The sequence below is a fragment of the Oleiphilus messinensis genome, assembly GCF_002162375.1.
Lineage (GTDB): Bacteria > Pseudomonadota > Gammaproteobacteria > Pseudomonadales > Oleiphilaceae > Oleiphilus > Oleiphilus messinensis.
Map to the genome: position 1 here is coordinate 2,565,114 of NZ_CP021425.1, position 25,493 is coordinate 2,590,606.

The window sequence follows — 25,493 nt, forward strand, 5'->3', positions numbered from 1 at the left end:
GCGTAGGTTCTCGTAAAGAATGGAGCAAGTCACAGAAAGATAGCTTTCGGAAACATAATGCAAATTGCAAAAAGCATTTTACATTTTGATTGCGAGTATTTTGTAACGAATGAATACGAATCCCGTTCGGGATTCGAATTCAACTAGCGGGTTAGCCGAGGAGTGTTTTGGCTTCATCAGACCATTTGTCGCTGCCTTTGATCTTGGTGAAAGCCTCCAGTGCCTTCGAGTCTTCTGTGCTTGGGGCTGCAATTTGTTTCAACGTTGTAATTCCAGCTGCATTCATTTGTTTTGCTGTTGCGGGTCCGACACCTGTCAGCTTGGTAAGATCCGTATCTTTCACAGCTTTTTGGGTGGTACGTTTTGCCGCAGGCTTTTTAGTGCTGGTGGATGCAGTTTTTGTTGCCGCTGGTTTAGGTGTCGTTGCTTTTGCTGTTGTGCTTTTGGTAGCGGCAGGTTTGTTTGTAGCGGCTTTCGGTTTGCCTGCTGTACTGGTTGCGGCTTTAGTCGTCGTTGATTTGGCTGCGGTTGCCTTGGCGTTTGCTGCTTTAGGTGTGGCTTTAGCAGGCGCTTTTTTGGTTGCAGTTTTAGACGTTGCGGCTTTTGTCGATTTAGCTGCTTTTGTAGGGGCTTTGGATGAAGCTTTCGGTGCCGACTTAGTGGCACTTTTGGTCGGTGCTTTACGGGAGCCGGTCGCTGCTTTCGCTGCACTGGGTTTACTTTCAAGTGCCGGTTGGTTTTCAGTACCTGATTTCACGCCAATCTTGGATAGAATTGATGACTGTAGTTCATTAAACTCCGCCAATCTTCGATCCAGCTCATCATGGAAGCGCTTGATTTCCCGTTCACGAAGTTTCTCGATATCTTCAATCAATTTCTTGATTGGTTCCTGAATTTGTGATTGGAGATGATCAAGGTGTGTCGTGGCATCGCTAATCAACTTATCAAATTGTTTAGTTGTTTTTTCAAACTCGCTATTGATTCGCTTAATGATCTTATCAACGCTAAATTTGTCTTTTTTTGCCATTCGCTCTTTCTCCAATCGGGTTTCGCCATTCGTTATTTGAGATAGTTTTCAAATCGCATGCCTGGTGTCAGCGCCCCGTACTACCAGAGTAATTGGTAAGGGTAAACACTCCTTAGAATCAGGATACTGATTTGCTCGTCGTCTACATTATTTTAGCAGTAGATCAGGGGGATTACAGTTCCAAGCGCCTAATTCGCGGTATTTTAGAGGTCTTTTTGCGCAACGGAGTTCAATTTGCTATTTAATGCCTGCTTTTTCTTTACTATCGCTGCGATTTTGTTGATTTTTGAAAGTATCGCGGTATCGGTTGCATGCTTGCCTGACTTGATATCAATGTAATAATGGAAGCAACTGCAGTCTTTACGTTTTTTGACAACTCGCCCGATCAGCTCTTCAATAACGATATCATTAACATCCAGCAATAATTGAAATGATAGTGGAATAGGCGCCTGAATATCGAAAATTTCATCTGTTTTAATGACGCAATGGAGGGGGGTGAATTCATAAACCTTCACATCAACCCAGTCACGGGTGAATAAGCCACGTTTAACTTTTATTCGAGACTTGAGATCGATTATTTCTGACATATTGACTGGGCTTTCTTCCATTACAATGGCATCGTTCATAAGCTTTTTCGTTTATTCTAGCGTTGTTTGGTAAAAGTGTCGTCCATTTTCAGTAAATGGTTACCTGAAACTGATTCGTGCATCCCGAAGTGCCTTATGATTATTGTTGATGCTGGATTTTACATAATTTGATGCGTAGTGTGCCAGTGATGAATGTGGTATAAGTTGTTTTCGTTATCTAATTTCCCGGTTATGCATAAATAAGGACATAATGAACTTCAGATTCTTAGGGTGTGGAAATGCCCAGATTAGTGAGTTGGGACACAGTGCCTGTGTGGTGGAATTCGATACCGATCGTCGGTTGTTGATCGATTGTGGATTTGGCGTTTCACAACAGTATCGTAAACAATATCAGTGCCTCCCTGACGCGATATTCATCACTCACGTGCACTTGGACCATATTGGTGGGCTGGAGCAGTTGATGTTCAGCAATTGGTTTGGTGAGAAAAAACTGATAAAGCTGTTTGTCCCTGTAACGATAATCTCTTTATTGCACCAGCGAATCGCGAGTTTGGACAATCAACTCGCTGAAGGTGGGACCAACTTCTGGGAAGCTTTTCAGCTCATTCCTGTGTCGGATTCCTTCTGGTTGCACGGGTTCAAATTCCAGGTTTTTCAGAACCGGCATCATGCGCCGGCGTTCTGTTTTGGGCTTAGTTTACCAGGGCGTTTTCTGTTCACGGGTGACACCAAACCGATTCCCGAAACCATTATTCACCACGCAAGTCAGGGTGAAATTATATTCCATGATCTTAGCTTGCAAAAGCAACCCTCCCACAGTTATCTCGACGAAGTCATGACTTACCCTGAAGCAGTACTCAAGCGAATCTGGTTTTATCATCTGGATTCTGCAGAGAGCATAGCGAAGTTGCGGAAAATGGGGCTGAATTGTGTGGCTCCTAACCAGCTCTTCAATCTTTACGGAAACGATGTACACTTCTGGCTGCAGAGTAATGTCTCATCTGAGCAGATCCTGAGAGAACCCTGTACTGATTAGTTACAGACTATTCCGACCAAAGGCAGAAACTTATTGTGCGCCGAAGTAAGTATGAAACGGATGATCGTCCCGTTGAATTCAGTGTTCAGACACTTAGAGCTCTGGTGCCTTATTTGCTTGAATTCAAGGGGCGGGTGGCACTCGCCCTCAGCTGTTTGATCCTGGCGAAACTTGCCAGTGTAGGCCTTCCCTTTCTGCTTAAATATACTGTTGATGCACTGGATGCACCCACTGAGAACGCGATATTAATTGTGCCAATGGGTTTGCTGCTGGCCTATGGCGCAGTACGATTATCCACCGTTCTGTTTGGTGAGATACGGGATACACTTTTTGGCCGTGTTACTGAACGTGCGATGCGGCGAATAGGGCTTCGAGTGTTCCGTCATATCCATGCTCTGGAACTGGACTTCCATCTCAATCGGCGTACGGGTGAGTTATCCCGGGATATTGAGCGTGGTGTTGCCGGTATCTCCTTCATCATGCGATTTATGGTGTTCAACATTGTACCAACCCTGTTGGAAATCGGTTTGGTAATCAGTCTCTTGTTGATCAATTACGATTTATGGTTCGCAGTGATTACGTTGGTTGCGATCACCCTTTATGGCATATTTTCAGTGCTTGCGACTGAGTGGCGTACAGGCCATATTCGTGCTGCCAACAAGGCTGATTCTGCAAGTAATGCCCGAGCCATTGATAGCATGCTGAATTATGAAACAGTGAAGTACTTCTCCAATGAAGAGTATGAGGCGCGGCAATATGACGAAAATCTTGCCGCATGGGAAGCGGCGAAACGCAAGAATCGTTTGTCTTTGTTTGCGTTGAATGGCGGACAGGCCCTGATTGTTGCGACGGCCATGACATCCATGATGATTCTGGCTGCGTACTTTGTTACCGAGGGCACCATGACCTTGGGGGATTTTGTGCTCATCAACGCATTTATGATGCAGCTGTTTTTACCGTTAAATTTTCTGGGATTCGTTTATCGGGAAATGAAAGGGTCGCTTGCGAATATCGAACGGATGTTCAACCTTTTGCAGGCGCAGCCAAAAGTACTGGATGTGCCGAATGCGCCAGAGCTAAAAGTCACCCGGGGTGAAGTTAAATTCGACAATGTTGAGTTTTTCTATCATCCGGAGCGCCCTATACTGGAGCGCTTGACGTTTGCCATAAAGCCATTGCAGAAAGTTGCTGTCGTCGGCCATAGTGGAGCAGGGAAGTCAACCCTGATTAAATTACTGTTCAGGTTCTACGATGTTACCGGTGGCGCAATAAAAATTGATGGGCAAAGTATACAGGGCGTCTCCCAGCAATCTTTAAGAAAATCCATTGGGATTGTCCCCCAGGATCCAGTCCTGTTTAACGCATCATTATTGGAGAATGTGCGCTATGGTCGGATCGATGCCTCTGATGAAGATGTTGATCGGGCGATTCAGCATGCTCACCTGGACGACTTGATCAGCCGTCTTCCTGAGGGAAAGCATACTCTTGTTGGAGAGCGGGGATTAAAACTCAGTGGTGGAGAAAAACAGCGTGTTGCGATTGCCAGAACCATTCTTAAAGCACCGCCGATTCTGGTATTTGATGAGGCGACCTCTGCGCTTGACAGTCACTCGGAGCAAAAGGTACTTGAGGCAATCAAGTCTCTGAGTGCGACACAGACCACTTTGGTGATAGCCCATCGCCTTTCAACCATCGTCGATGCCGATATGATTGTTGTACTCGAAAATGGCGCTGTTGTTGAAACGGGCACTCATCATCAGTTGCTCGACCGTGGTGGTGAGTACGCACGGCTTTGGAAAATCCAGCAACAGCGGCAGTCTCGCTAGGGGCGTACCTGGGTGAGCCAGTTATTTCCAGCGACCATCATATTGTTCCACCAATGGTTGAGTTTTGTGATTGCTGGTATTTCATTGAACGCGAGTTCAATATTATCTGGAATCGGTGTTAAATACAGGCTTACAATCGAGATCAGTAAAAACAGTGTACTCGCGCCATAGCTTTTCAAACTGACCGGTTTTATTGCGGAGCCGAAAGATTGTTTAAATTCCATGCCTGCAAAGTCAACCGCATAAATTTCATCCAGCAGCAGGTGGGTCATGTAGCCTGCAAACATCATGAGCCCCAGTCCCCAACTAAAATTAGTATCGAGTTGCAACGCCAGGTAGGCGAAGCAGGTTATCCCGGTGCCAAAGGTAATCGCAGCCAAAATTGAATGGAATGCACCCCTGTGGCGGGTCAGGCGCATGAAGGCTTGCATCAGGGCGTAGCGGATAATGATGAAGGTCGCGAGCATAACCGCCCACAAACTTAACAGGTCAAGGTGATTCATCCAGACCGAAACAAAAAAAGCGCTGCAAACACCGAGGCCTGTAAAAACGCCGCTCACGACTGTGGATGAATCCGAGTCTATGTCTGGCATAATTCCGCCGAGCATGCCGGTGAACCAGAGTATCGCCGCTTCTACTGGCGTGAAAAGGCCGGTGGGCATCAGTGATGAAGAGAGCAATCCGGATGTCACTGCCGCGCCAGTAAGGTGTGTATTAAAATTTGCCAATTGTTACCCTCGACAATGTATATTCCCTTGATTTATAACCAAACACTATAAACCTGAGTCGGAATTGAATCAAATAAATAGAATAAATTCAGTAGATTAAGTTAAATCTAAACGTGACAATAGTCTGCTATGGGGGTTGAGAGGGGCTGAGCGTTTCAATGACGGAAATGATGTGATCCGATGTTACCGGATAATAAAATAAATAGCCTTGCATGTAGTCGCAGTTGTTTTCAATCAGAAAGTCTGCCTGATCCTGATTTTCCACGCCTTCTGCGATTACCTTGATTCCCAGTCCGTGGGCTAGGCTGATTATCGACGTGGTGATTTTCTGACTTTCCTCGTTAAAGGGCAGCTCATGAATAAATGATCGGTCCAGCTTCAGGATATCGACCGGAAGTTGTTTTAAATAATTCAGAGATGAATACCCTGAGCCAAAATCATCCAGGGAAATTGACACGCCCAATCTGCGCAGCTTTTTCAGCATGATGACCGCCATGTCTAATTCCTGCATTAAAATGCTTTCTGTTATTTCCAATTCCAAGTGCTGTGCTGGAAGCTGGTTATCTTTCAACACTGTTTCGACCAGGTTTTGAAAGTCAGGGTGTTTTATCTGGTGTGCAGAGACATTCACAGCGACCACCACGTTCAGGCCTCTTCTGACCATCTGTTTTGCTGTGGCGCATGCCGTTTTCAACACCCAATGTCCAATTTCCTGAATCAGGCCGGAATCTTCAGCAATGGGGATGAACGCCGCGGGCGATACTTTACCTTCTGTTGGATGTTCCCAACGAATAAGGGCTTCCATGCGAAGGTAGTGGTCTTTCCCCGTACATACCTGTGGCTGGTAGTGCAGGTCAAACTGGTTTTCGTTGAGGGCTTTGTGTAAGTCATTTTCGAGCTGGACCTTTTTAGAAAAATCATATTCCATGTTTTCGTGGAACGCCTGGAATCGCGCTCGACCCAGCTCTTTTGCCTGAAACATAGCCAAATCAGCCCGTTTCATCAGTGTCGTTGCATCCAGACCGTCTTTGGGATAGCTCGCAATCCCGACGCTGGCATTAATATTGAGTGACACCTCTTCAATACGGGTTTCCTGGTTTATAGCATTCAACAAGCGTGTCGCAATCTTGTTCAGGTCTGCACTCAGGCGCACTTTGGGCAAGATGATTGCAAACTCATCACCTCCGAGGTGGGCAATGAAGTCTTCCTGTTTTATACATCTTGCAAGGCGAGTGGCGATGGTATTCAAGAGGTAGTCCCCGGCATGGTGTCCAAGGGTGTCGTTGATGCGCTTGAAATGGTCGAGATCGATATAGATGATACTCAAGTGTGACTTGGCGTGCATGCAGTGGTCGATCAGTTTGGTCAGTTTGCGCCAGAAATGACGCCGGTTCGGGAGTTGGGTGGTAAAATCGTAGTCTGTCAGTTTTTTAATTTCATCGCCACTTTTCTTGAATGAGCTGATATCGTTGGCGATGCAGATGTAGTGCATCAATGCACCTCGGTCATCCAGCACCGGGCCAATCGCGAGCCTGATCCATATGGTTTCACCCATGTCGTTCCGGCTTTCGAATTCGCCCTCCCAGTAGCCACCAGTGTCGACCACGCGCTTGATTTCGGGGTACTGGGATTCGGCTTCTTTCAGCCATTTATCCAATAAAGATTGTTGCTGCGTATCGCCCGTGTTAGTCACTTTGTATATGTTTACCAAAGCACGATTCATCACTTCGACTTCACCGTCGGGTTTGCAGATCAACACGGCGGAGGCGCAATCGCGAATGTTTTCATCGAGGTTAGTCAGGTCGGGTGACTGGTGTAATTTTTCAACCAAAAGTGATTGTAATCGACGTTGTTTCTGATTGAGCTGATAAATCAGCTGTTCATTGACGAGGGCGATTTCTCGTGCTCGCTGATAAATTCGCTGACGTTCACCGTAGGTTTGTGAAAGGTTCACGAGGACGAGAATATCCTTGTCTCTGATCTTCAATGCGATGGCTTCGAGTTGCTGATCCTTTCCTTCGTTATCGGTTTGAGTCCAGAGTCCTGAATTTAAACGTGTTGTTTGGTTGTCTCTCCATAGTGCTTCTCTCCATAGTGCTTCTGCGTCAGGAATAAAAACATCCAGGTAGGGGAAAACCTCCGTCAATTCAGGCAACGACAGCTCACTCTCCGTGGTGAATACCGGAACGGGTAAAAACCAGGTACACCAATCTGGAAGCATCCCGATAGGCTGAAATACGAGTACCTGAGTATCAGTGCGGCTTTCGCAGAGAAAAACGGCGATATCAAGGTCGGCGAGCAGAGCCTGTAGAATTTTCTGTGTATCATTCACGGTTTAACACTCAATCCAATTGGTGGGCGGTATACCATCCTTTAAGTCGTATTATTCCGCCATGAGTATCTTTTCTGCCAGACGGTGGAAGGCATAGTCTACATTTTCTCCGGTTTTCGCACTGGTTTGGATCACTTCCCAATGCCCATCACAATGGGCCGCAATGTCATCTGCCGTTACCCTCTGTTCGTTCAGCAGATCCATTTTGCTCAGTAGTGCGATAAACGGCGTGTCTCCGATAATCTCGCGGGTTTGCCGGTGGATTTCCTGGGCAACGGTAAGACTGTCTGGTCGTGTTGAATCCACCACAAGGAAGAAGCCTGCAGCGCCGCGCAGATAACTTTGTTTAAAGTCGCTGAAGTCATCCAGTCCTTCAATATCCCAAATGAGCATTTGTACATCCTGATCCTGGCAGTGGATCAGTTTCTTATCGATTTTTACGCCGATAGTCGTGTGGTACTTTTCAGAAAAAATACTTTCGATAAAGCGTTTGATCAAACTGGTTTTACCCACTGCAAATGAGCCTAAAAGACATATTTTTTTTGCAATCATTGCCCCGGATATTCCTTGTTTGAGAGTTTTGAATGGATAATCTGTAACGTGACCATTCTTTGTTGATCCAATGGCAGTCGGGCATTAGGCTGATGTCCCGCACCAAACGCGAGAATAAGTCGACCGGAATCCATGTGTTCATTTAGTATACGTCGAATCAGGTACGCACGCTCTTCACTAATTTTCAAGTTTGCTGACTCAGTTCCTGAGTGGTCTGCATAACCAATAACGTATAGTTGCCAATCGCTTGCATTCAGTTTCTCTGCAAGCAGTTTAAGCTGCTCCAGCCGGGCAATTAAATCCGGTATTTTTTGTTCTTCTCCGGGAGTGAGTACTGCTGTACTTGATTGAAAATGAAATTGGATTCCCGATATCACGCTTTTGGCAGCATTCCATTCCTCAAGCAGGCGTAAATACTGCCCCGGTTGCGGTGCAATATCGGCATGCGTGGTATCAAGTTGCTCAAAGTTATCCCGCACAATGCGGCTTTGTTTCAAATTGATCCATTGTTCGTAGGTAAGGGGACCGGTAATGCGGAGTATGTTACCGGTAACCGTAAGGCGAGTGTTCGCTGAGAGTCCCAATTGGTCGGAGAGCATGCTGATTCGCCACCGGTTCAGGCGGCTGTCGATTTCACGTTTATCGTCAACTATTTGGATATTCTCGAACTCAACGCCGTTAAAAGATTGCTTGACCCATCGGTTCGTTATCAGCCGTTGTTTTTCTTGCTCCGAGATCGTGCCGCTTACGATTAATTTTCCATCCCGATTGCGCAAGGATGCATCGGGGTTGAGTTCCAGAAGGTCGGGTAGGGCAAAGATTGCCAAGTCTCTGGTATCCGGTTCGCTTGTATCCGGTGACTGGTCCGTCAACGGTAATATTATGTCCTTGATCTGAACATTCCAGGGTGTGACGTCTTTTCCTTGTAGCCATGTTTCTGGTAAGGGGGTTGCTTCAGTTCGTAGAATACGCAGGATTAATAGGTTTTCCTGGATGGATGAGCCGACAAGCATGTACCCCGGGGTTTGGTTAATGGCTTGTTCAAGTTGGTGCCGGACTCTGCTGGATTGATAGTGATCGAATGCCTTCAGACTTCCGTAACCCACCAAGAGAATGAGTAAAATGAGTGCTAACCAGGGTGTTCGTTTATTTTCTGGCCCTCTCCGTTGCTCAATTAAACAAGGGGTTAGGATGCTTTCGGCGCCGGCGAAAATTTCGCGATCGCCGTTAAAAGCGAGGAGTTCCTTGCCAAAGATTCGGTAAATCTTTTCCAGCGCAATTTGCAGTTGGCGCGTGACGTCTTCAGAGGGAGAACCCCGAACGGCGGCGACCAGAATCGCGTCTGGGGAAGATTCGATTTCCAGAATAAATTCACCGACCTTGATATTCTCGATTGCCTTGTCCCGGTCTCGAGTAAAGGAGTCAGATACAAAGTCATTGATGGCCGTCAGCATCGCCGAGACCAGTTCCGGATCTTCGCCTTTTACATTTTCCGCACGTTCGTTATGGAGCAGCAGGCCGGTCTCGCGATGAATGAGTAAAATTTGCTCCACTCTGAAATCCAGGGTCTTCAGGAGAACATACTCACCATAATTCATTCCTGCCCGCCAGGCATTGAAGCGCCAGACAATTGCTCTCAGGCTAAGGCTGTTCTCGAGTACCTGATTCAGGCTTCTGACCATTTCAGCAAGCGCCTGGGCTACGGCTTTGCGAATCGATGGACCAATTATTGGGTAGATAACGCGAGTGATGCGTTGAGGTCTGTTGCGTATCGCATTTTCGAACGCGCTGTCAATGACCGGTCCCAGTGCTTGCGAAATACTTTTATCCTTTAGCTCTCTGTGGGTGATGGCTTCAGAAAGGGCCTCCGAGACCCGTTCGGTATCATTCCTTGAAGAGAGTTTTTGCAGGACAGTATCGTAGTCAGAGCCCAGTAGGAGGTGTCTCAGCTTAATGAACTCTGACTCGTTTTCCTGCTGGCTGGCTCCATCAGACGTTTCCGCCATAGGGGGTCACTTCGATTCGTCAGTTGTTAAATTGGTGGCCATGCTGGAGAGTAATTCTGCAAGGGTTTTGCGATCCGCCTTGTTGCTGGAAAGTTCATGGGAGGTTTTTTCAAGATCTGCTTTTGATTCGTTACGGTACTGGGTTAATTCCCGGGATAATCTATCGGCTTCGTTCTGAAGGGCTTGTTGCAGTTCATCATCATCTCGGCGGGCCTGTTCCTGTGCCTCAGCTAGACGGTGCCGAAGGTCGTCGATGTCCGCAGAAAGATCGTTTTCTCGATCCATTCGCTGCTTGTTCAGTTTTTCGAGGTGGGTGCCAAGGTCATCAAGCTTACTGTTCAGGTCTTTTGATAAGCTGGAGATGGTTCTGTCAAAGTGCTGGGTGAGATCCTCAAAACGCTGCTGTACAACTTTGGCCAACGCGGTGACATCATTGTCGATTCGGCGCACCTGATCCCCGAACAACAGGTCGCGAATGGCGAAGAGTTGGTGGTCGTCGTGGGTCAGCGTGGTGTTTGATACTGGTTTTGTGTCGGGAGCGCTTGCTATGGTTGTTTTGTTATCGTGCTCAGTTGCAGTGTTACCGTCGGGTGAGTCATTGGTTTTAGTCTTGGTTTTCATCTTTCCTCCCTGGCGCACGGTGTGAAAATGCACGAACTGTTTTGACCTCGAAAACCACGTACTCGTTAAATCGTCAGTGCATCAATATATCTATTAATAATGGTATAAAACTGAAAATTGGCAATATTTTGAACAGCAATTGTCCAAATACTGTGACAATTTGCCTGCTTGAACCAAAGAGCAAACTGTTCGTTCGAAATAATTGAGTGGCCGGTCAGCCAGTGGGGCATAGATAGAGAGTTTGCGGCTGTTCAACCTCTGATCGAGGATAGAAAGCCGCAGATTTTATAGTGCAGTCCAACGTTTATTGGCGCTTGCGAACCGCAAATGCCGCAAGGCCAACCACCATCAACAGACCGGTGGCGGGTACCGGGATTTCATTGCTGTTAATCGTGATTGAATCATTACCTATAGTATCGAATACGATTTCAAATCCATTACCATCACTGAATTCTACGTTGCTTAAATTGAACAGACTCATTCCAACATTAATCGCTTCGAATGTCAGGGTTGCCAGGGTAAATGAATCGGCCTGACCATCCAGTTCACCGGCTGTTCCAAAGCTGAATTCTTCAACAAAAATCGCATTTCCGTTATCTGTATGGTCTGCATAAGAAGGGATTACGCCACCAATATCTGTACCGAAGGTGATTCCGACAAAGTCAACAAGAGCGTCGTCAAAATTAACGTCGAGAAGGAAACCATAAACGTCGTCTGATGTAGCGTTTTCAATACTCAGGTTGACATTGAAAGTTGAACCAACGGTCGTTGAGTCTGTGCTTGATGTGACATTTAGAATGGGCGCTGCAGATACCAAGCTGGTGAGCAACATCAGTATTGTGGTTGTGAGTACCGTTTTCATTTTATTGATCCTTTTTGAATGACGGGTTCCCCTGTTTTGGGGTAACCCGTGTGGTCAGTCTGTTGCTAAAGATATTGGTTTCAGGATGATCCGTTTAATTCGACGAGGCGCAATGCTGGTTGCTGCACTGTAATATCAGCAAACGGATATCGAGACCGGTGATTCTGCCATCATCGTTCCAGTCCATCGGGTGGCCCGGTTCAACGTTCGCATTCAGATGTTGACGCAGCAAAAGCATATCGTTGCGGTCAATGTCGCCGTCCTGATCGTAGTCACCCCGTGCAATGGATTGCAGGTTCAGGCCGATGATCAAAGGATCGTGGTCAGAAGAGCGGAAAGGAACGGTGCCATCGAACAGACTGGTATTTCGACCGAAATCGGTATTGTAATCCAGACCATCGGCTTCGTCGGAGTTGATATGCCAGTCTTGGGCATCGTTAACCTGAGTCAGCAGTGAGGCATTTGCGAGGCCATGATCCAGATTCCCCGCCTGGCCATCAAAGACATAGGAGTAGGCATTGCCCGCAGAGTGGAATTCAGTGACCAGATTGGTGTAGCCGCGGTCGATCAGTGCGGTAACCGGACCCTCCATTGCATAGCCATTCAAGTCACCCATGACCAGAAAGTCAGGATCACTGTGCCCGGTCGGGAAGGTTTGCAGCCATGCAGAGAGGGCTTCTGCAGCATAGGTCCGACGCTGGTTCCAGAACCCTTGTCCGTCATTCTGGTCACAGTTCAAATCAGACCCAGGGGCATTCTGACAGGTCTCTGAGTCGGCCAGTCCGGAGTCACCCTTGGATTTGAAATGATTGATTGCAATCGTAAGAGATTCGCCGCTTGCTTTCTCGGTGAAGGTTGTCGCCAGAGTCGCACGGTTGGTGGCATAGCCATTGAACAGCGGTGCGCGGCTTTCCATCCCCAAGGCTTCCAGATCGGAATCATCGAGAATGCTTGGCGTTGAACCTGATGCCAGCTCTACCGTGTCCTTACAGTAGATCATACCGACAGCGATCGCATCGCTACCAATGCGAGCACCGGGATCAACATAGCCGAACTCTGAGCAATTGGTTTCTGTCGCGTTCAACGCTGAGGTCAGTGTCGCGATCGCGCTGCTGGGACCATCCGTGTAATCATTCTCGATTTCCAGCAGGCCGTAGACATCTGCGCCAATCGTGCTCAGTGCAGTCACGGTTTTTTCCAGTTGCCGGTCAAACTCTGCCTGGTTGTCCGCCCCGCGACAGTCGCCGCGGCTGAAGGATGGGTAGCATGCGCCTGCACTGGTATCCAGCGTGTTGAAAAAATTGAGCACGTTGAAGCTGGCAACTTTCAGTGTGCCGCCTACTTCCGGTGCTTCAGATCGTGCATTTTCGGCAACAAAAACCGGTTCTGCAGTTGGCATGATGCGATAGCCTTCGTCTCCTGACCCGCCAGAGCCCCGACTGTAACGAACAACACCCGTAAGACCGGTCACGGTGTCACCCATGCGAAGCGCATTGTCGGTGGTGAGGCCCGGGGCAGGGTAGCGAATCGGGTCTGGATTCTGGTTGCTCAAGCCGTCATCAAGGATCACATTACGTCTTGCAATGTCTTCCAGATGTGTCTGGAAGCCACTCACACTTGGCAAGCTATTCTGAGTGAATTGGAAGAAACGACCGCCCTGAGCCAGGCGTAATTCACCAAAGCGATCCAACTGGTAAAGTTCGGTCACGCTCAGCGATTGCGGGAAGCTGATAAGCATACCTTCATAAGCTTCAAGATTGGCAATCAAATCGCCGTCAGAGTTGGTTATCGTTTCGGTCGCAGGTAACAACAGTGAGGTCGGAGTTACGGTGTTTCCGCTTGATTGTTTCACGACTGAGCCGGACGTAACATTGATTTGCGTTTCACCAAAGTATTCTGCAACAGTACCGGTTACAACCACCTTGTCTCCCACTGCGACATCGACACCGGGTGAAGTTCCATCGAATACATAAATACCTTCGGAGGTCTTGGCATCTGTATCCCAATCTGAAGACTCCTCCTGAAGATAGAAACCGCGCAGGTCGCCCTGACTGCCAAGGCCGCCGGACTGGAAATCACCCACAACAATGGCTTCAACGGTAACGGTTTCGCCCACCAGAGGACTCTCGATCCCCGAACCTTGAATGGCGCTGATCAACACCTCGGATGGGGCAACACAGTTGCTTGATTGATCGCTGTTGAGTGCCCCGGGTGTGCTGCATCGGAACGCGAAGTCAGCATTGTTATCGTTGCTGTCTGTGCCATCTGGTGTTCGTGATAATCCAACGTCGGGAATGCTGTTGCTGTCAAAGCTCTCAGTGCCTGTGCCTTCAACAACATCAACAACCGAACCCTCGTATGAAACCTGATCTACGGTTTCTGCAAGCGTGGTATTCACCAACCGGATTGCATCGGGCGCGCCGTTCTGAATCAGATTGGTATCTGGCGTTACGTCCTGATCACAGTGGTCAACGGTCGATGCATCTGCACACACGACATAGTAATCACCGGCGCTCAGAATAGCATCGTCGAGCACGATAGTGTTGTACAAGCCACCGTTGCTGCCATTGTAAAGTTCGAGGCTATATGCCCCAAGTGCAATGGCTTCGTTCGAAATATTCTTGATCTCGATAAATTCTGCGTTGTCAGTACCCGGTTGGTCATAATCGATTTCATTGATAACCAGAGTCCCCGCCGCGTTTACGGGCCCGTCTGTTGATTCAAATTTTATATTGTCGATGAAGATGTTTTCACTGCTGGAGTTTGTATCTACGCTCACTTTGAGGGTTACTAAATCGAGTAATTCGGCTTGGGCTAATACCTGATCCAGGTTCACTGTAAGCGTTTGCCAGTTCGGGGTGCCGTCGTCTGCTGAGCTGCTCGCTTCGAGCTCCGTATCTACCAGGCTGAGAATAACCTCTTCATTAACACCGTCAGTGAGTGACACAACCAGGCTGTCATCGGCTTCGTATCCGGTGTCGTTTATCCAGTAGTCAAGGGAGAGTGTTCGTTCACCGGTTGCGAATGCTGTGTCAACCGGGTCGAAAACCAGCTCGATGCGGCCATCGGTATCGTTGAATTCAAAGTTGTGCTCTGTGCCCGTACTCACTGCAACGCCTGAAGGACTGACATCGGGTGAGTTTGAACCCGCAAAGCTGCTAACACCGATAAAGTCGCTACTGTCACTGGATACGGTTACCGGACCTGTGCCAATACTGCGGCTATCATACCAGAACGTATTGAAGCCGATTCCTGGGCCACCGAGGTTCATTGCAGACAGGTTAGTCAGCGCATTGCCATCGGTTAGGCTGTCTGTGGTTTGCGTTTGAGTGCTGTCCAGGTTGTTAAAATTCTGCTCAGCTATAATTTGTGCGGATACGATTCCCGAGACCAAGCAGCTGCTAATTGCCGTACTTAGTGCCAGTTTTCTGAACGGTGTTAAACCCCTCATCTCCTAGTGCCCTCCAAGGTTACTAATCTGTGACGAAATGTAATGATATGTATCGCTGGTTGCGTATCTTGATGAGCATTTGTGACGCTGGCGTTAAATATTTATTAAGAATAAGAACGTTGTTGATGGCATATTTCCTTGTTTATGCTGGAGAACCAGCCCTGTCGCAGGCTCCCGGAGAGGTCTAGATAAGGTATTAATAATAAAGTATTTTGCAGAAACTTCAGAATAGATTGTGGTGTATTGAGACATTAAACTGCTGACTGGTCTCAGCCGATTTTGCGAGGGGGGGAAGATGGTTATATCTGTTTGTTGGTGTGGCTCTTGAAACGGGCTGCCACTTAAGCAGCCCGTCTGGTTGAATTTGTATTCCAGTGTTCCAATTGCAGGAGGGCGTAAAAGAGTTCTTTGGATTCGCCACGGAACCAGTTTTCATAGTTGCGTTTGCTGAAGTAGTAAGCTGCGCGCTGTCCCTTGAATTCGACGTAGTGGGCGGTACGCTCCAGAGGCAAGCCGATTATGTTGAGACGACGGGCCAGTCGACCTTCCACAAAACAGTGGGCATGTTGTAACCGGGGTTGGGAAACAAAAAAAGCGGACGCGCTGAGGTAGAGTAACCGGGCAACTTCGATGGGGTAGGTTTTTGAATATTGAGTTGCTGTTTCCGGTGAAATCGCCAATCTGGAATACTCGATATGTTGACCAGAGTGCCAGACTGATGGCCGTTCCTGAGCCGGAAGCAGTTGTTTTTCGGTATAGAAATTTTGCAATGGCAGAGCTTGCTGAGTGCCTTGGTTCGGGCTGACCAGACGCATGGTACCGACGTATCGACCTGATATTTCGTCGCGTACGAGCAAGTGGTAAGACCACTGATCATAGCGATCTTGTTCCAGTTGGTCGGGGTGTTCATCTTCGGGTTCGAATCCAAGGTGCTTACAGTAGACTTGGTAACGTAGTCGGTAGGCTTCTTCCTTTAGACCTCTGGTATCAGCCCTGTGTATCGAGACTGGACGGTTGCCCGCAATGAGAAATTGTGGGTGATTCAATGACTGATAGATCTGATTTTTTTCGTTCACTAAAGGCTCCTTGCGCCATCGTATCAAACGTTATTAACCGGGTGTATTTAAGAGGTTAGTAAGGTAACGCGCGTTTCTAGCTAAAAAAGTACCATAAACGAATTAATATATATAAAACAAAGTGGTAAGGTTTTATAAAGGTAGGAGTATTTGGTCTATATTTGAGTTTTGTGCCAGATTTTGTTGCATATTGGCAACATCGTACCGATTTAGGTCTCGAGTTTTCTGTTATATCTTAAAAACTATAATCAAAACAGGAATATATCATGTTGCAATATAGAAACGTCTAGACCTGTTGTGATTGCACTGGGGATGTTATCTTCATCAACTGATTGTGCCATTAACAATCGGCTCAAATACGGTAAGCTGGTCAACGATTGATGAACCACCCAGGCTGTTGAGGGAAAACAGGTTGGAAAACTGACTTTGTTCACCGTGGAGTGCCATATAGTTCAGTAAAATCGTGTCGACGAGTAAATTCACATTGTTTGCCGTGGGGCTTGATGCGGTCTCGACTGAAGCATCAGGGCGCATATAGCCAATTTGTTGTCGGCGCAGTTGCATGTCTGGGGATCCGCCCAGAGGCACGGGGCGACCGGCAGGGTTGTATACCAGAAAGAAGGATGCCGCCGTTGAGGAATTGTCGCCGGTCCATTCACCTTTGCCCCGGCCGTTCTCTGAGTCGTCAATGCGTCCGTTGCTGGCAACGGAGCCGTCACTGAATACGTAGAGCATGAGTGGCACACCGACCCTTGCGGCATATTCCAGACATGCGCCCATGCAGCGTCCGGCGCGCAAGTCCCGTACTTCGCCGGTGGAGCGGTCTCCGGTATGATAGTCGAAACCGCCCATGGTAATGGTACCTGCACCTGCGAAGCCATTGATTACCAGCTTCATTACCGAGGCGGTTTTACGAAATTCGCCATCACGATCAAACTCGTCCTGGGTAAAAATACCGTTTGCGCCAACAATCTGTGGGTCCAGTGCAGGGTTGAGGGTTGCGGGGTTACCAAAGCGATCTGCGAGGTCCGCGCTTTTCACATAACCACAACGAACCAGATCCTTGATAACTTCATCTGTGCTGATGCCGGTATCAACACGGTTGAGTTTCATATCGCTGATACGCTGGATGGATTCCATGACTGCTACTGCATCGGATTGATCCAGTAAACCGACAAGGTCACCGACATCAACCAGGCCGGTTACGTCGCTGGGGCGATCCACTTTTGTGGGACGTAGTGACGGATCAAGCAACATCGCCGGGCTCATTGAGTTGCCGCCGGAATCGGAGTTTCGCGATCCGATCAGGCCAAGCAGCGAACCTTCGGCACCCGTACGCTGAATACCGTACATTGGGTTGTGTGGGTTATTTCCCGTATCATTTTCTGACCGGGCTGGAATGACCGCGCCATTGATGCCCGCTCGGGTCATTAACGCTGTACGTTCAAGTATTCCCCGCAAGAAAGCACTGTCAGAATGGAAGGCGAGCCCGAGTTCGGCGTTAATGAAATCGCTACCGAACTGACTTGGATTGGTATTATTGGGATTTGCGGTGCTGGGAAGCATATTCCCGGGCACCCCGAGTTTGCTGTAGCCATTGGGCGACAGGAAATCGAGTTGCCCACCGGGTCCACCGACAAGTACATTTGATCCGGCGATGTTTGCGCCGCCGGCCAGATCGAAACAGATGAATGGAATCTTTCCAGCCCCTTGAACACTCAGTCCGCAACCATTTTTTAATGCTTGAAGGTCGGGTGAAAGTGCGGCTCTGGCTATTTCAGGCTGTGCGAACAGGCCAAATATGGATGGGCCTAATACGGTTGCCAGCCCTGCCGTCATGCTTTGCGCAATAAACTCCCGGCGCGTTCTGGGGCGGGGGTGATCCGTATGGAACAACGGTTGATCAGCTGGAATACTGGACTGTTTGGCTCGACGTAAACGCATTTTTACCTCAGTTCACTGAATAAGCATCACAGCACTGCCTAACATTGCTGCGCAAGTTGATTTAACCACCGTTCTCGTTCGTTCGGTACTGCAATTTCCGGGGCATTTAATCAGTCGATCGAGCAGATCGTGCAATTCATTCTGTACGTCTACTGTGCTGGGTTGTGACTGCAATTCTCCGGGCATGACTTTCTCGAGCAGACTGTTTACCACTGTTGTTCTACCCCGTTCATCCAGGGCCACATCGACCGCTTGATTGAAATCAAAACCCGGGAAAAAGCGTGTTCTCAAATCAGAATCCTCGACGAGTGCATCGCAGTAGGCAATGGCGAGCTGGGTAATGGCCATTTGCTGGGATGAGAGAAATCCATCGATATTTTCCTGAGCGGGTAATTGTTCCTGCACGGTGGAAAACGTTGCGGCGACTGCCGGGTGTGTGGTCGGGACACCGGTAATGGTTGCCAGTGAATGGTTGATATCATTGGATGTGCGGATACCGATTGTTGCCTTCGGAGTCGGCGTTTGGGGGGCGTCCGATGGTGGTGCAGGGGGCTCAAGTCGGACGTATTGTTGATCACCATAGCGATCAAAGGTAATGAAAAACTCATCCACCTCTGCGCCGCGATCTACTGGAATAATGGTTCCCAATGAAGACAGGGTTTGACCTCGTTCGGTACTGTATTCGCCGGGGGAGAGTGTTACGTTCAAGTTTGCGAAAGCCTGGCCTACAGTTTGTTCCCGCCCGTTAATACCAATGCGTAAGCCGCTCAACTGAATGTTTTCCGGAATGAAGTCCGGATCCAGACTGATGAAAAAAGGCGAGCTGAACAAGTAACTGAAATTGTCGAATTGGCTAACTTTGAAAACAATATAACTTTCGCTTGGTTGCGTGGATTCTTGATGCAGGTGTGAGCTATTGAATAACAGGTAAAATTGTTGACCAACGCCGGCGTCGAAATTAGTGTTGATTTGCTCTGGTGTCAGGGCGCGGTTATGGATAGCGAGCATTCTGATAGTTCCTTGCCAGGGACGATTGCCAGAAACCTCATTACCAAGCACGAAGGCATAGGTATTATCCCAGTCATTCAGGTTGCCGGGAATGGCTGCATCGGGGTCAGAGACAAGTTCTCCGTTAACATAAATCCGGCGACCGTAAGCGGGTGAATAGGTGGCGACAACATGCTGCAAGGTCGCCTGCAGGGCAGTTGATGCGTCGGGTGTTGTTAGTGCCGGCGCGCCATTGGCATCCGTGTTGGCATGACGCAGAGAAAAGGTGTAGTTTTGCTGCAGCTGACCGAGCGTGAAGTTTCGGGCATTTAACCCCGCTGAGTAACTGACAATGCGCGCCGGTCCTTCTTGCGTTGTAGTTGCTGATGCCAACCAGGTTTCAATCGAATATTCTCCCGTTGCAGTGATGCTGTTTTGTAGTTTTCGACTGGAGAGGGTCGAGCCTTGTGCCTTGCCACCATTCAACGTAATACCCCAGCCCGCTACCCACTCGGTGTCACCACTGAGTGTCAGATTGAGCGCAGGCTCAACCCCGCTGGTATCGAATACGGTTGTACCTTCACCGGTTTTAAACTCGTATAGCGCCACTGCATTTTCCTGATAACGGCCACCGCTCGATGCCAGGATGCCGTGCTCCAGCGTAAGTGCCTTGCTGGTTAGTAGCGTTTGGTCAAAAGTGATTTCCGGCAGGGTCTCACTCAGGTCGGAAATTGCCGCCGTAAGCTGTGCAGCGTTTTGTTCACATTCGCTCCAGCAATTGTGGAATTCATCCCGTAACCGGATAACCACTCTGGAGTTATCTGGAGTGGTTAGGTCTATTTTTGCTTGCGCTTCCGAATAGGCGATATCAATATCCGGGTCCGCAAAAAAAGGTGCTTGGGGAATGGCAGCCGAGCGGCTGTGGCATTGGGCACAGAAATTTTGCAGTATCGGGTAAACCGTCTCGGCAAACCCTTGGTTAGAGTCGCTAAACTGTTTAGCGCTTCCGATCTCAAGTACAGGGGGTGGCGTTAATTCAATAACCGCCTCTTTTCCGACAGACTCAGAAGCCCAAGCCTCGAGATACCGCGACAAGGTATCCGCACAGGCGGCATCGCTGTCCAGCCAGCAGTTGTGACCACCGGCAACCTTGCGAACCAGTATCGAATCAGAGGGGTTGTCCAGATTTGTTACGGCATTGGCTTCTGAATAAGCCTGATTGATATCCGCGCGAGCAACAAAAAGAGGCGCTTGGGTTTCGCTGTGGCATTGGCCGCAACGGTTACTGGGCGCTAGATTGTCCCAGACGAATAATTTAAAGCGTTGTACATCATCCGTCGCCGGTGCTGGCCCGGTGTATTGGTTATTCTGCGGTACCGTGGTGTCCGGGCGTGTTTGGGTATCAGCACCACTGTTCCCGCCACAGCCACCGAGCGAAAGCAGTATTGCCAGTCCCACACAGCACCCAATTCCTGACAGGGCATCAATTGACAGGCTACGAAGCATGTTCAGTCTCCCATACAATAGACTGCAGATTCGGCAAAGACCTGCTTGAGGTTAAAGTTGCTGGCTTTCAGGCTTTCGGTCATTCTCGTGACTTGCAGTTTGTCGGCTTCATTTTCCGGTGCGCGCAAACAGATATTTTGAAACACTTTCTGCACCTGACAACGAGCAAAAGCCTCCGAGTTCGCCAGCTCTTCCCCGAAGGATTTTGCTCCATTTCCATATCCGGGAAGGTTTTCCTGCCACCCTAAAGCACGGTTTTTACCGCTGCGCCAGTAATTGTCCCAGCGATCGTCGTTCGTCACAAAGCCATGGGGAAAGTTAGTGGCATTGATCAGGTTTTTGGGTTCAACTCTACTGTTTGTTTCCGGATCGACAGTCCCGGCCTGATTATAAGTCAGTTGCCCGTTCTGGCCCTCAGGGTCTGCGTCACTGTCATACTCATATTCGTAGTAGGCAAAAGCCTGGGTCATCGGATCCATTGCGTTATGACAAGCGATGCAATTATTCAAAAAGATACGGCTATCGCCACCGGGACTTCGACTCACATCCTGACGGATACGGTCCGGTGGTAGACTGGTGTCTTTTAGTGGTTCAAGATCAGTACACAGGTGGTTCATGAGCGTAAATCGAAACATTGCGCGATTGGTACCACCAATAAAAAAGGCTTTGGCGGCTGCGCGCGTTGTCAGTACGCCGGATGTCGCTTCAGCAGGCAATCCGTTAACTTCAGATTGCCTGCGCTGCACCAGACTGTCCTTCAGAGGCTGGCCCGATTCCGCCAGCTGTTCGTAATGATTATTGTCACTTAGTGAATAGGGGGGAAGAGCGCTCGAATTGCCCAAATAGATAATATCCGCTGATAGCAGCAAGCGAATATCCAGTTCATCACGCACCAGGCCGATAAAGGTTGCACTGTAGTCATTGAGGGGGGCAAAGCGGGTTTGTGCTTCATTGGTCCACGGGGTGGCTAAATCTTTCAGGGTGACATCATAAAAAGCGGGTTCGTTCATGGCAATGTAGGCGCTGTCGATTGCTTGCCCTTGTTCGATCAGGTTAGCCATGGCTTGCAGTTGTTCTGCATCTGCCGGTACACCGGTAATGCGATCATAAATTCGTTTTGCCTGTTCCCCGGGACCCGCCAACGCACAACTGCTTACGAATTGCAGCACGAGTAATATGCCTGTCAAATACCGTCGCATTGTTTTATCCCTGTGTGGTGTCTTCAGTAGAATAATGGCGTATTTACGTCATTTTGTAAGGGGGTATTGTCGATTTTGTAGTAATCTTAGATGGACTTGTGCTTATGGTTGTGCACAATTTCTCAGCTTTACATTAGGTTACGCAGTTGTTGTGGTGTCTACTGCGCCAACCCAACTATTGTGAGATTAAGTCGAAATAATCTTAATAAGGATAGAGATGGAGACACCACAAAACCGCTTGGCGCTCGGCCTGAACTGTGGTTCACGCCGGATATTGACGCTGGCTTGCGTGTATACCCTCGCCTTGCTAGCAGCTTGTGACAGCGGTATTGGCAGTGATAATCAAAATCCGGACCCCGTCGTGCAATCCTTTCCGGTGGCTTATGTCAAGCGCCCCTTGATGGACCCGGAGGGACGGCGCTATGTTCGGGATCTGCGAGATCCTGCCCGATTCAATCCGGGTGCGGTATTGTATTTGAAGCCTCAGGCTTCAGCCTCTGCTACAGCCGTGGATATCAGCTCTGCAGCCTTTATAAGCGATGATCAGCCCACACCGGTGTATGACGTCAAAGATGTTTCCGTTTCCCTGGATGGTGAGCGACTTCTGTTTGCCATGCGTGCGCCCGGCGATGAAGATGAAACCACCTGGAATATTTGGCAATACGAGATCGCCTCTGGTGGTCTGACTCGAATTATCCAGTCCGATACGATTGCAAATCAGGGACACGATATAAGTCCGCAGTATTTGCCTGATGGCAATATTGTGTTTGCATCTACCCGGCAACGCCAATCAAAAGCGGTATTGCTGGATGAAGGTAAGCCGCAATTCAGTGCCCTGGAAGAAGATCTTCGCAACCCTGCTTTTAATCTGCATACCATGGCAGAGGATGGCTCGGACATTACGCAAATTACCTTCAATCCCAGTCATGATATAGACCCTGGTGTGTTGCCGACGGGGCAGATTGTATTCAGTCGCTGGAACAATGTTGGGAATAACAGTGCCTTCGATTTGTATCGGGTGAATCCAGATGGTGCGGATTTGTCCCTGTTGTACGGTCACCATAGTCACGATTCCGGGGCGGGGGTTCAAGGACAATTTTCAAAACCGCTTCCGGGGGGAGTGGGTCTAGAGGGGGAGGTTTTCGCGGCTTTTACCCCCGTCAATTCAGGACAATTGGGTGGTGATATTGTTCGGATCAACACCGATGACTATTCTGATAGGGATCAACTCGCGAAGCCAGACCCTGGTCAGGTGGGGGAGGGTATAGAACCGGGTCAGGTATCAATAGCGCCTGATGCAATCCGGCTGGACAGTCGTCCTGCACTCGGTGGGCGCTATCTCAGTGCGGAACCGCTTCGAGATGGAACACAGCGCTATTTGATCAGCTGGAGTGCTTGTCGACTGCAATGGCAAGTGGAGGAAGAAAACGGAGATCCAGCACCCCGGATAGTACCTTGCGCCGGTCGCATAGACAGTAATGGAACTATTCTTGATGAAAGCCGCAGTTACACATTGGCAGAACCGCTCTACGGCCTCTGGATTTATGATCCCGCAGCCGGCTCCCGAATACCGTTATTGCAGCCCGAGGAAAACGTTGTTTTTGCTGATGCGGTTGTAGCAGGAGTACCAAATGAAAAATTGATTGAACAAGGCACCAGGGGACCCAGTTCTGATGAGGAGCTGGCAGCTGGTGAAGCCGGTTTTGGTATCGTACATATCCGCAGTGTCTATGATCTGGATGGCGCAGATATCTCGGAGTCGGGGATTGCAGTTCTCGCCAATCCAGTGCAGACCCGTGCCAGTGAGCGACCTGCGCGTTTTTTACGGGTCAGCAAAGCAGTCGGAATACCCCCTGAAGCTGTGCATAACACACCAGAGAGCGCCTTTGGTGTCAGTCGTCGGCTGGGGATGCGCGAGATATTGGGTTATACCCCCATTGAACCGGATGGTTCGAGCACGTTCCGGGTTCCTGCAAATGTTGCATTTGCCATCGATGTAATCGACCAGAATGGTTTGCGTATTTTCGAACCCCACTTGAGCTGGTTGCAGGTGCGTCCCGGAGAGACTCTCGAGTGTAATGGTTGCCATACCGGGGAGAGCCGTTATCCTCATCGTCGGGATTCTGAGGGATTGGGATCAATCAATGTTGGCGCGTCCACCACTGGTTTGCCCCATCCTGGCACCCATCCGGAGTTGTTTGCCGATATGGGTGAAACCATGGCAGAGACGTTGGCCCGGATTCAAGGGGTACCTGATCTATTACCTGATCTAAGCTACCAAGATAACTGGACTAACCCTGAATTGTCTACGCCAAACGCCGCAACTGCGCTACGTTACAGTGACCTCGCCACCCCAGCCCCCGTTACAGCGTCCTGTGCGCAAAACTGGACTGTCTTCTGCCGGACTGTAATTCACTATGAGACCCACATACAGCCGCTCTGGCAACTGGCTCGTACCCGCATTGATAACGAGACAGGTGTGCTGGTAGAAGATCATACCTGTGTAACCTGCCATAGTGCCCTGAGTTCAGATACTTCGGTGCAGATTCCCGCCGGACAACTGGATTTAACGGCCCAAGTGTCCGAGCGTAACGCCGCACATATGACCTCTTATCAAGAGCTGCTGGCGGGCGATGATGAGCAGGCGATTGTGGATGGTCTGTTGGTGGACCGCACAGTTCCAGTATTCGATGGAGAGGGCAACCCGGTGTTGGTTGTCGATGACACTGGCGAGCCGATTCTTGATGCCCAAGGGAATCCAGTAGTTCAGGTCACCACAATACCGGTTGAGCGGGTTATGAACCCGGGGGATGCATGGGGCAGTGAACGCTTTTTTCCGAAGTTTAGTGCCGGGGGGATTCATGCCGGTTGGCTGCAACCTGCTGAACTGCGTTTGATCGCGGAGTGGTTGGATAATGGCGCACAATATTACAACGATCCCTTCAAGGTTCCTGAGCAATGATCTTCTTGGCAGGATTTAAACACTTTAAATACACCTGGTCACAGGTGTTGCTCTGTCTTGTTTTGGCGGCACAAGCTTTACCAATGGTTGGTTATGCTGAGGAGATTACCCCAGAGCGAAATCTCCTGGTGGTTGAGGTGATTGATCCATTTGTTGAACTCAAAACCGGGCCCGGTCGGGGGTATCCGGTATTTTTCGTGGTGCGCCGCGGCGAGCAAATTTTATTGCTGAAGCAAAAAACTGGATGGATCAAGGTTGAAACCCGAGAAGGGCATCACGGCTGGGTGACCCGGGAACAGCTGGCAAAAACATTGGCTTTGGACGGCACCGCCGTTGAATTTGTAGATGTTACCCGTGAGGGTTATCACGACCGTCGATGGGAAGTCAGTGTACTTGCGGGGCAATTTGCCAGCGCAACATCCTTGACCCTGAGTGGTGCGTACTTATTCACAGACAATATCAGCATGGAAATGCAGGCTACCCAGGTTCTGGGCGACTTTTCGGAATCGCAACTGGTCAATATTGGCATTACCCATCAACCCTGGCCCCTTTGGCGTTGGTCTCCGTACTTTGGCCTGGGTATTGGCAAGGTTCGCATTCTTCCCAAAGCCACATTGGTGAAGGAAAAGAAACGATTGGAAGACGCCGTGCATGTCGGGATCGGGTTGCGATACTACCTCGGAGGACGCTTTTTTGGTCGCTTTGAGTACCGGGAAAGCAGTTTTTTTACTGAACGAGATGATAACGAAGAAGCAGAAGAATGGAAAATTGGACTAGGTGTATTTTTTTAG

Annotated in this window: 17 protein-coding genes; 4 read left to right on the forward strand and 13 right to left on the reverse strand. The window is 49.0% G+C overall.

The features are described from left to right. Positions 1-151: 151 nt before the first annotated feature. Entirely contained in the window at positions 152-1,027 is an 876-nt protein-coding gene (locus OLMES_RS11270) for a helix-hairpin-helix domain-containing protein (RefSeq protein WP_087461349.1), read from the reverse strand. 203 nt (positions 1,028-1,230) lie between these two features. Beyond that, entirely contained in the window at positions 1,231-1,653 is a 423-nt protein-coding gene (locus OLMES_RS11275) for a hypothetical protein (protein ID WP_087461350.1), read from the reverse strand. Between the two features lie 211 nt (positions 1,654-1,864). Here OLMES_RS11275 and OLMES_RS11280 point away from each other — a divergent pair, with 211 nt between their 5' ends. Both OLMES_RS11280 and OLMES_RS11285 read left to right on the forward strand, forming a co-directional pair. Continuing rightward, positions 1,865-2,650: an MBL fold metallo-hydrolase gene (locus OLMES_RS11280; protein WP_087461351.1), complete on the forward strand. Its 786-nt coding sequence runs from the start codon at positions 1,865-1,867 to the stop codon at positions 2,648-2,650. Between the two features lie 35 nt (positions 2,651-2,685). Beyond that, positions 2,686-4,476: an ABCB family ABC transporter ATP-binding protein/permease gene (locus OLMES_RS11285; RefSeq protein WP_232465319.1), complete on the forward strand. Its 1,791-nt coding sequence runs from the start codon at positions 2,686-2,688 to the stop codon at positions 4,474-4,476. Here the strand turns inward: OLMES_RS11285 and OLMES_RS11290 are convergent. From OLMES_RS11290 to OLMES_RS11340, 11 genes are all read right to left on the reverse strand, one after another. After that, positions 4,473-5,204 (reverse strand): metal-dependent hydrolase, encoded by a 732-nt coding sequence (locus tag OLMES_RS11290; RefSeq protein WP_087461353.1) that lies wholly within the window; start codon positions 5,202-5,204, stop codon positions 4,473-4,475. The two genes, OLMES_RS11285 and OLMES_RS11290, sit on opposite strands and share 4 nt — an antisense overlap. Before the next feature lie 127 nt (positions 5,205-5,331). Next, on the reverse strand, positions 5,332-7,536 hold the full coding sequence (locus OLMES_RS11295; RefSeq protein ID WP_087461354.1) for a putative bifunctional diguanylate cyclase/phosphodiesterase: 2,205 nt from the start codon (positions 7,534-7,536) through the stop codon (positions 5,332-5,334). Between the two features lie 51 nt (positions 7,537-7,587). After that, on the reverse strand, positions 7,588-8,088 hold the full coding sequence (locus tag OLMES_RS11300) for a Rab family GTPase (RefSeq protein WP_087461355.1): 501 nt from the start codon (positions 8,086-8,088) through the stop codon (positions 7,588-7,590). Beyond that, complete coding sequence (locus tag OLMES_RS11305; protein WP_087461356.1) at positions 8,085-10,094, reverse strand: OmpA family protein; 2,010 nt, start codon at positions 10,092-10,094, stop codon at positions 8,085-8,087. Before OLMES_RS11305 ends, OLMES_RS11300 begins: the two co-directional genes overlap by 4 nt. A 6-nt stretch (positions 10,095-10,100) precedes the next feature. After that, on the reverse strand, positions 10,101-10,715 hold the full coding sequence (locus OLMES_RS11310) for a hypothetical protein (protein ID WP_087461357.1): 615 nt from the start codon (positions 10,713-10,715) through the stop codon (positions 10,101-10,103). 304 nt (positions 10,716-11,019) lie between these two features. Then, the gene (locus tag OLMES_RS11315) at positions 11,020-11,577 is read right to left on the reverse strand and encodes a cohesin domain-containing protein (RefSeq protein WP_087461358.1); all 558 of its coding nucleotides are present in this window, start codon (positions 11,575-11,577) and stop codon (positions 11,020-11,022) included. A 94-nt stretch (positions 11,578-11,671) separates the two neighbouring features. Then, the gene (locus tag OLMES_RS11320; RefSeq protein ID WP_087461359.1) at positions 11,672-15,028 is read right to left on the reverse strand and encodes an ExeM/NucH family extracellular endonuclease; all 3,357 of its coding nucleotides are present in this window, start codon (positions 15,026-15,028) and stop codon (positions 11,672-11,674) included. A 341-nt stretch (positions 15,029-15,369) separates the two neighbouring features. Then, positions 15,370-16,104, reverse strand: a complete 735-nt coding sequence (locus OLMES_RS11325) for an acyl-homoserine-lactone synthase (protein ID WP_157678267.1) — start codon at positions 16,102-16,104, stop codon at positions 15,370-15,372. 324 nt (positions 16,105-16,428) lie between these two features. After that, positions 16,429-18,048 carry a general secretion pathway protein GspF gene (locus OLMES_RS11330; protein ID WP_087461361.1) on the reverse strand — a complete coding sequence of 540 codons (1,620 nt, stop codon included), beginning with the start codon at positions 18,046-18,048 and terminating at the stop codon, positions 16,429-16,431. Between the two features lie 12 nt (positions 18,049-18,060). Next, entirely contained in the window at positions 18,061-20,541 is a 2,481-nt protein-coding gene (locus OLMES_RS11335; RefSeq protein WP_087461362.1) for a LamG domain-containing protein, read from the reverse strand. A 2-nt stretch (positions 20,542-20,543) separates the two neighbouring features. Further along, complete coding sequence (locus OLMES_RS11340) at positions 20,544-21,740, reverse strand: hypothetical protein (protein WP_087461363.1); 1,197 nt, start codon at positions 21,738-21,740, stop codon at positions 20,544-20,546. A 217-nt stretch (positions 21,741-21,957) separates the two neighbouring features. On the opposite strand from OLMES_RS11340, the gene OLMES_RS11345 reads away from it, so the two are divergent. Both OLMES_RS11345 and OLMES_RS27965 read left to right on the forward strand, forming a co-directional pair. Next, positions 21,958-24,702, forward strand: coding sequence for an HzsA-related protein (locus OLMES_RS11345; protein ID WP_157678268.1), 2,745 nt, complete (start codon positions 21,958-21,960; stop codon positions 24,700-24,702). Then, a complete protein-coding gene (locus OLMES_RS27965; protein WP_157678269.1) occupies positions 24,699-25,493 on the forward strand; it encodes an outer membrane beta-barrel protein in 795 nt (264 codons plus the stop codon). The genes OLMES_RS11345 and OLMES_RS27965 overlap by 4 nt, the downstream gene beginning before the upstream one ends.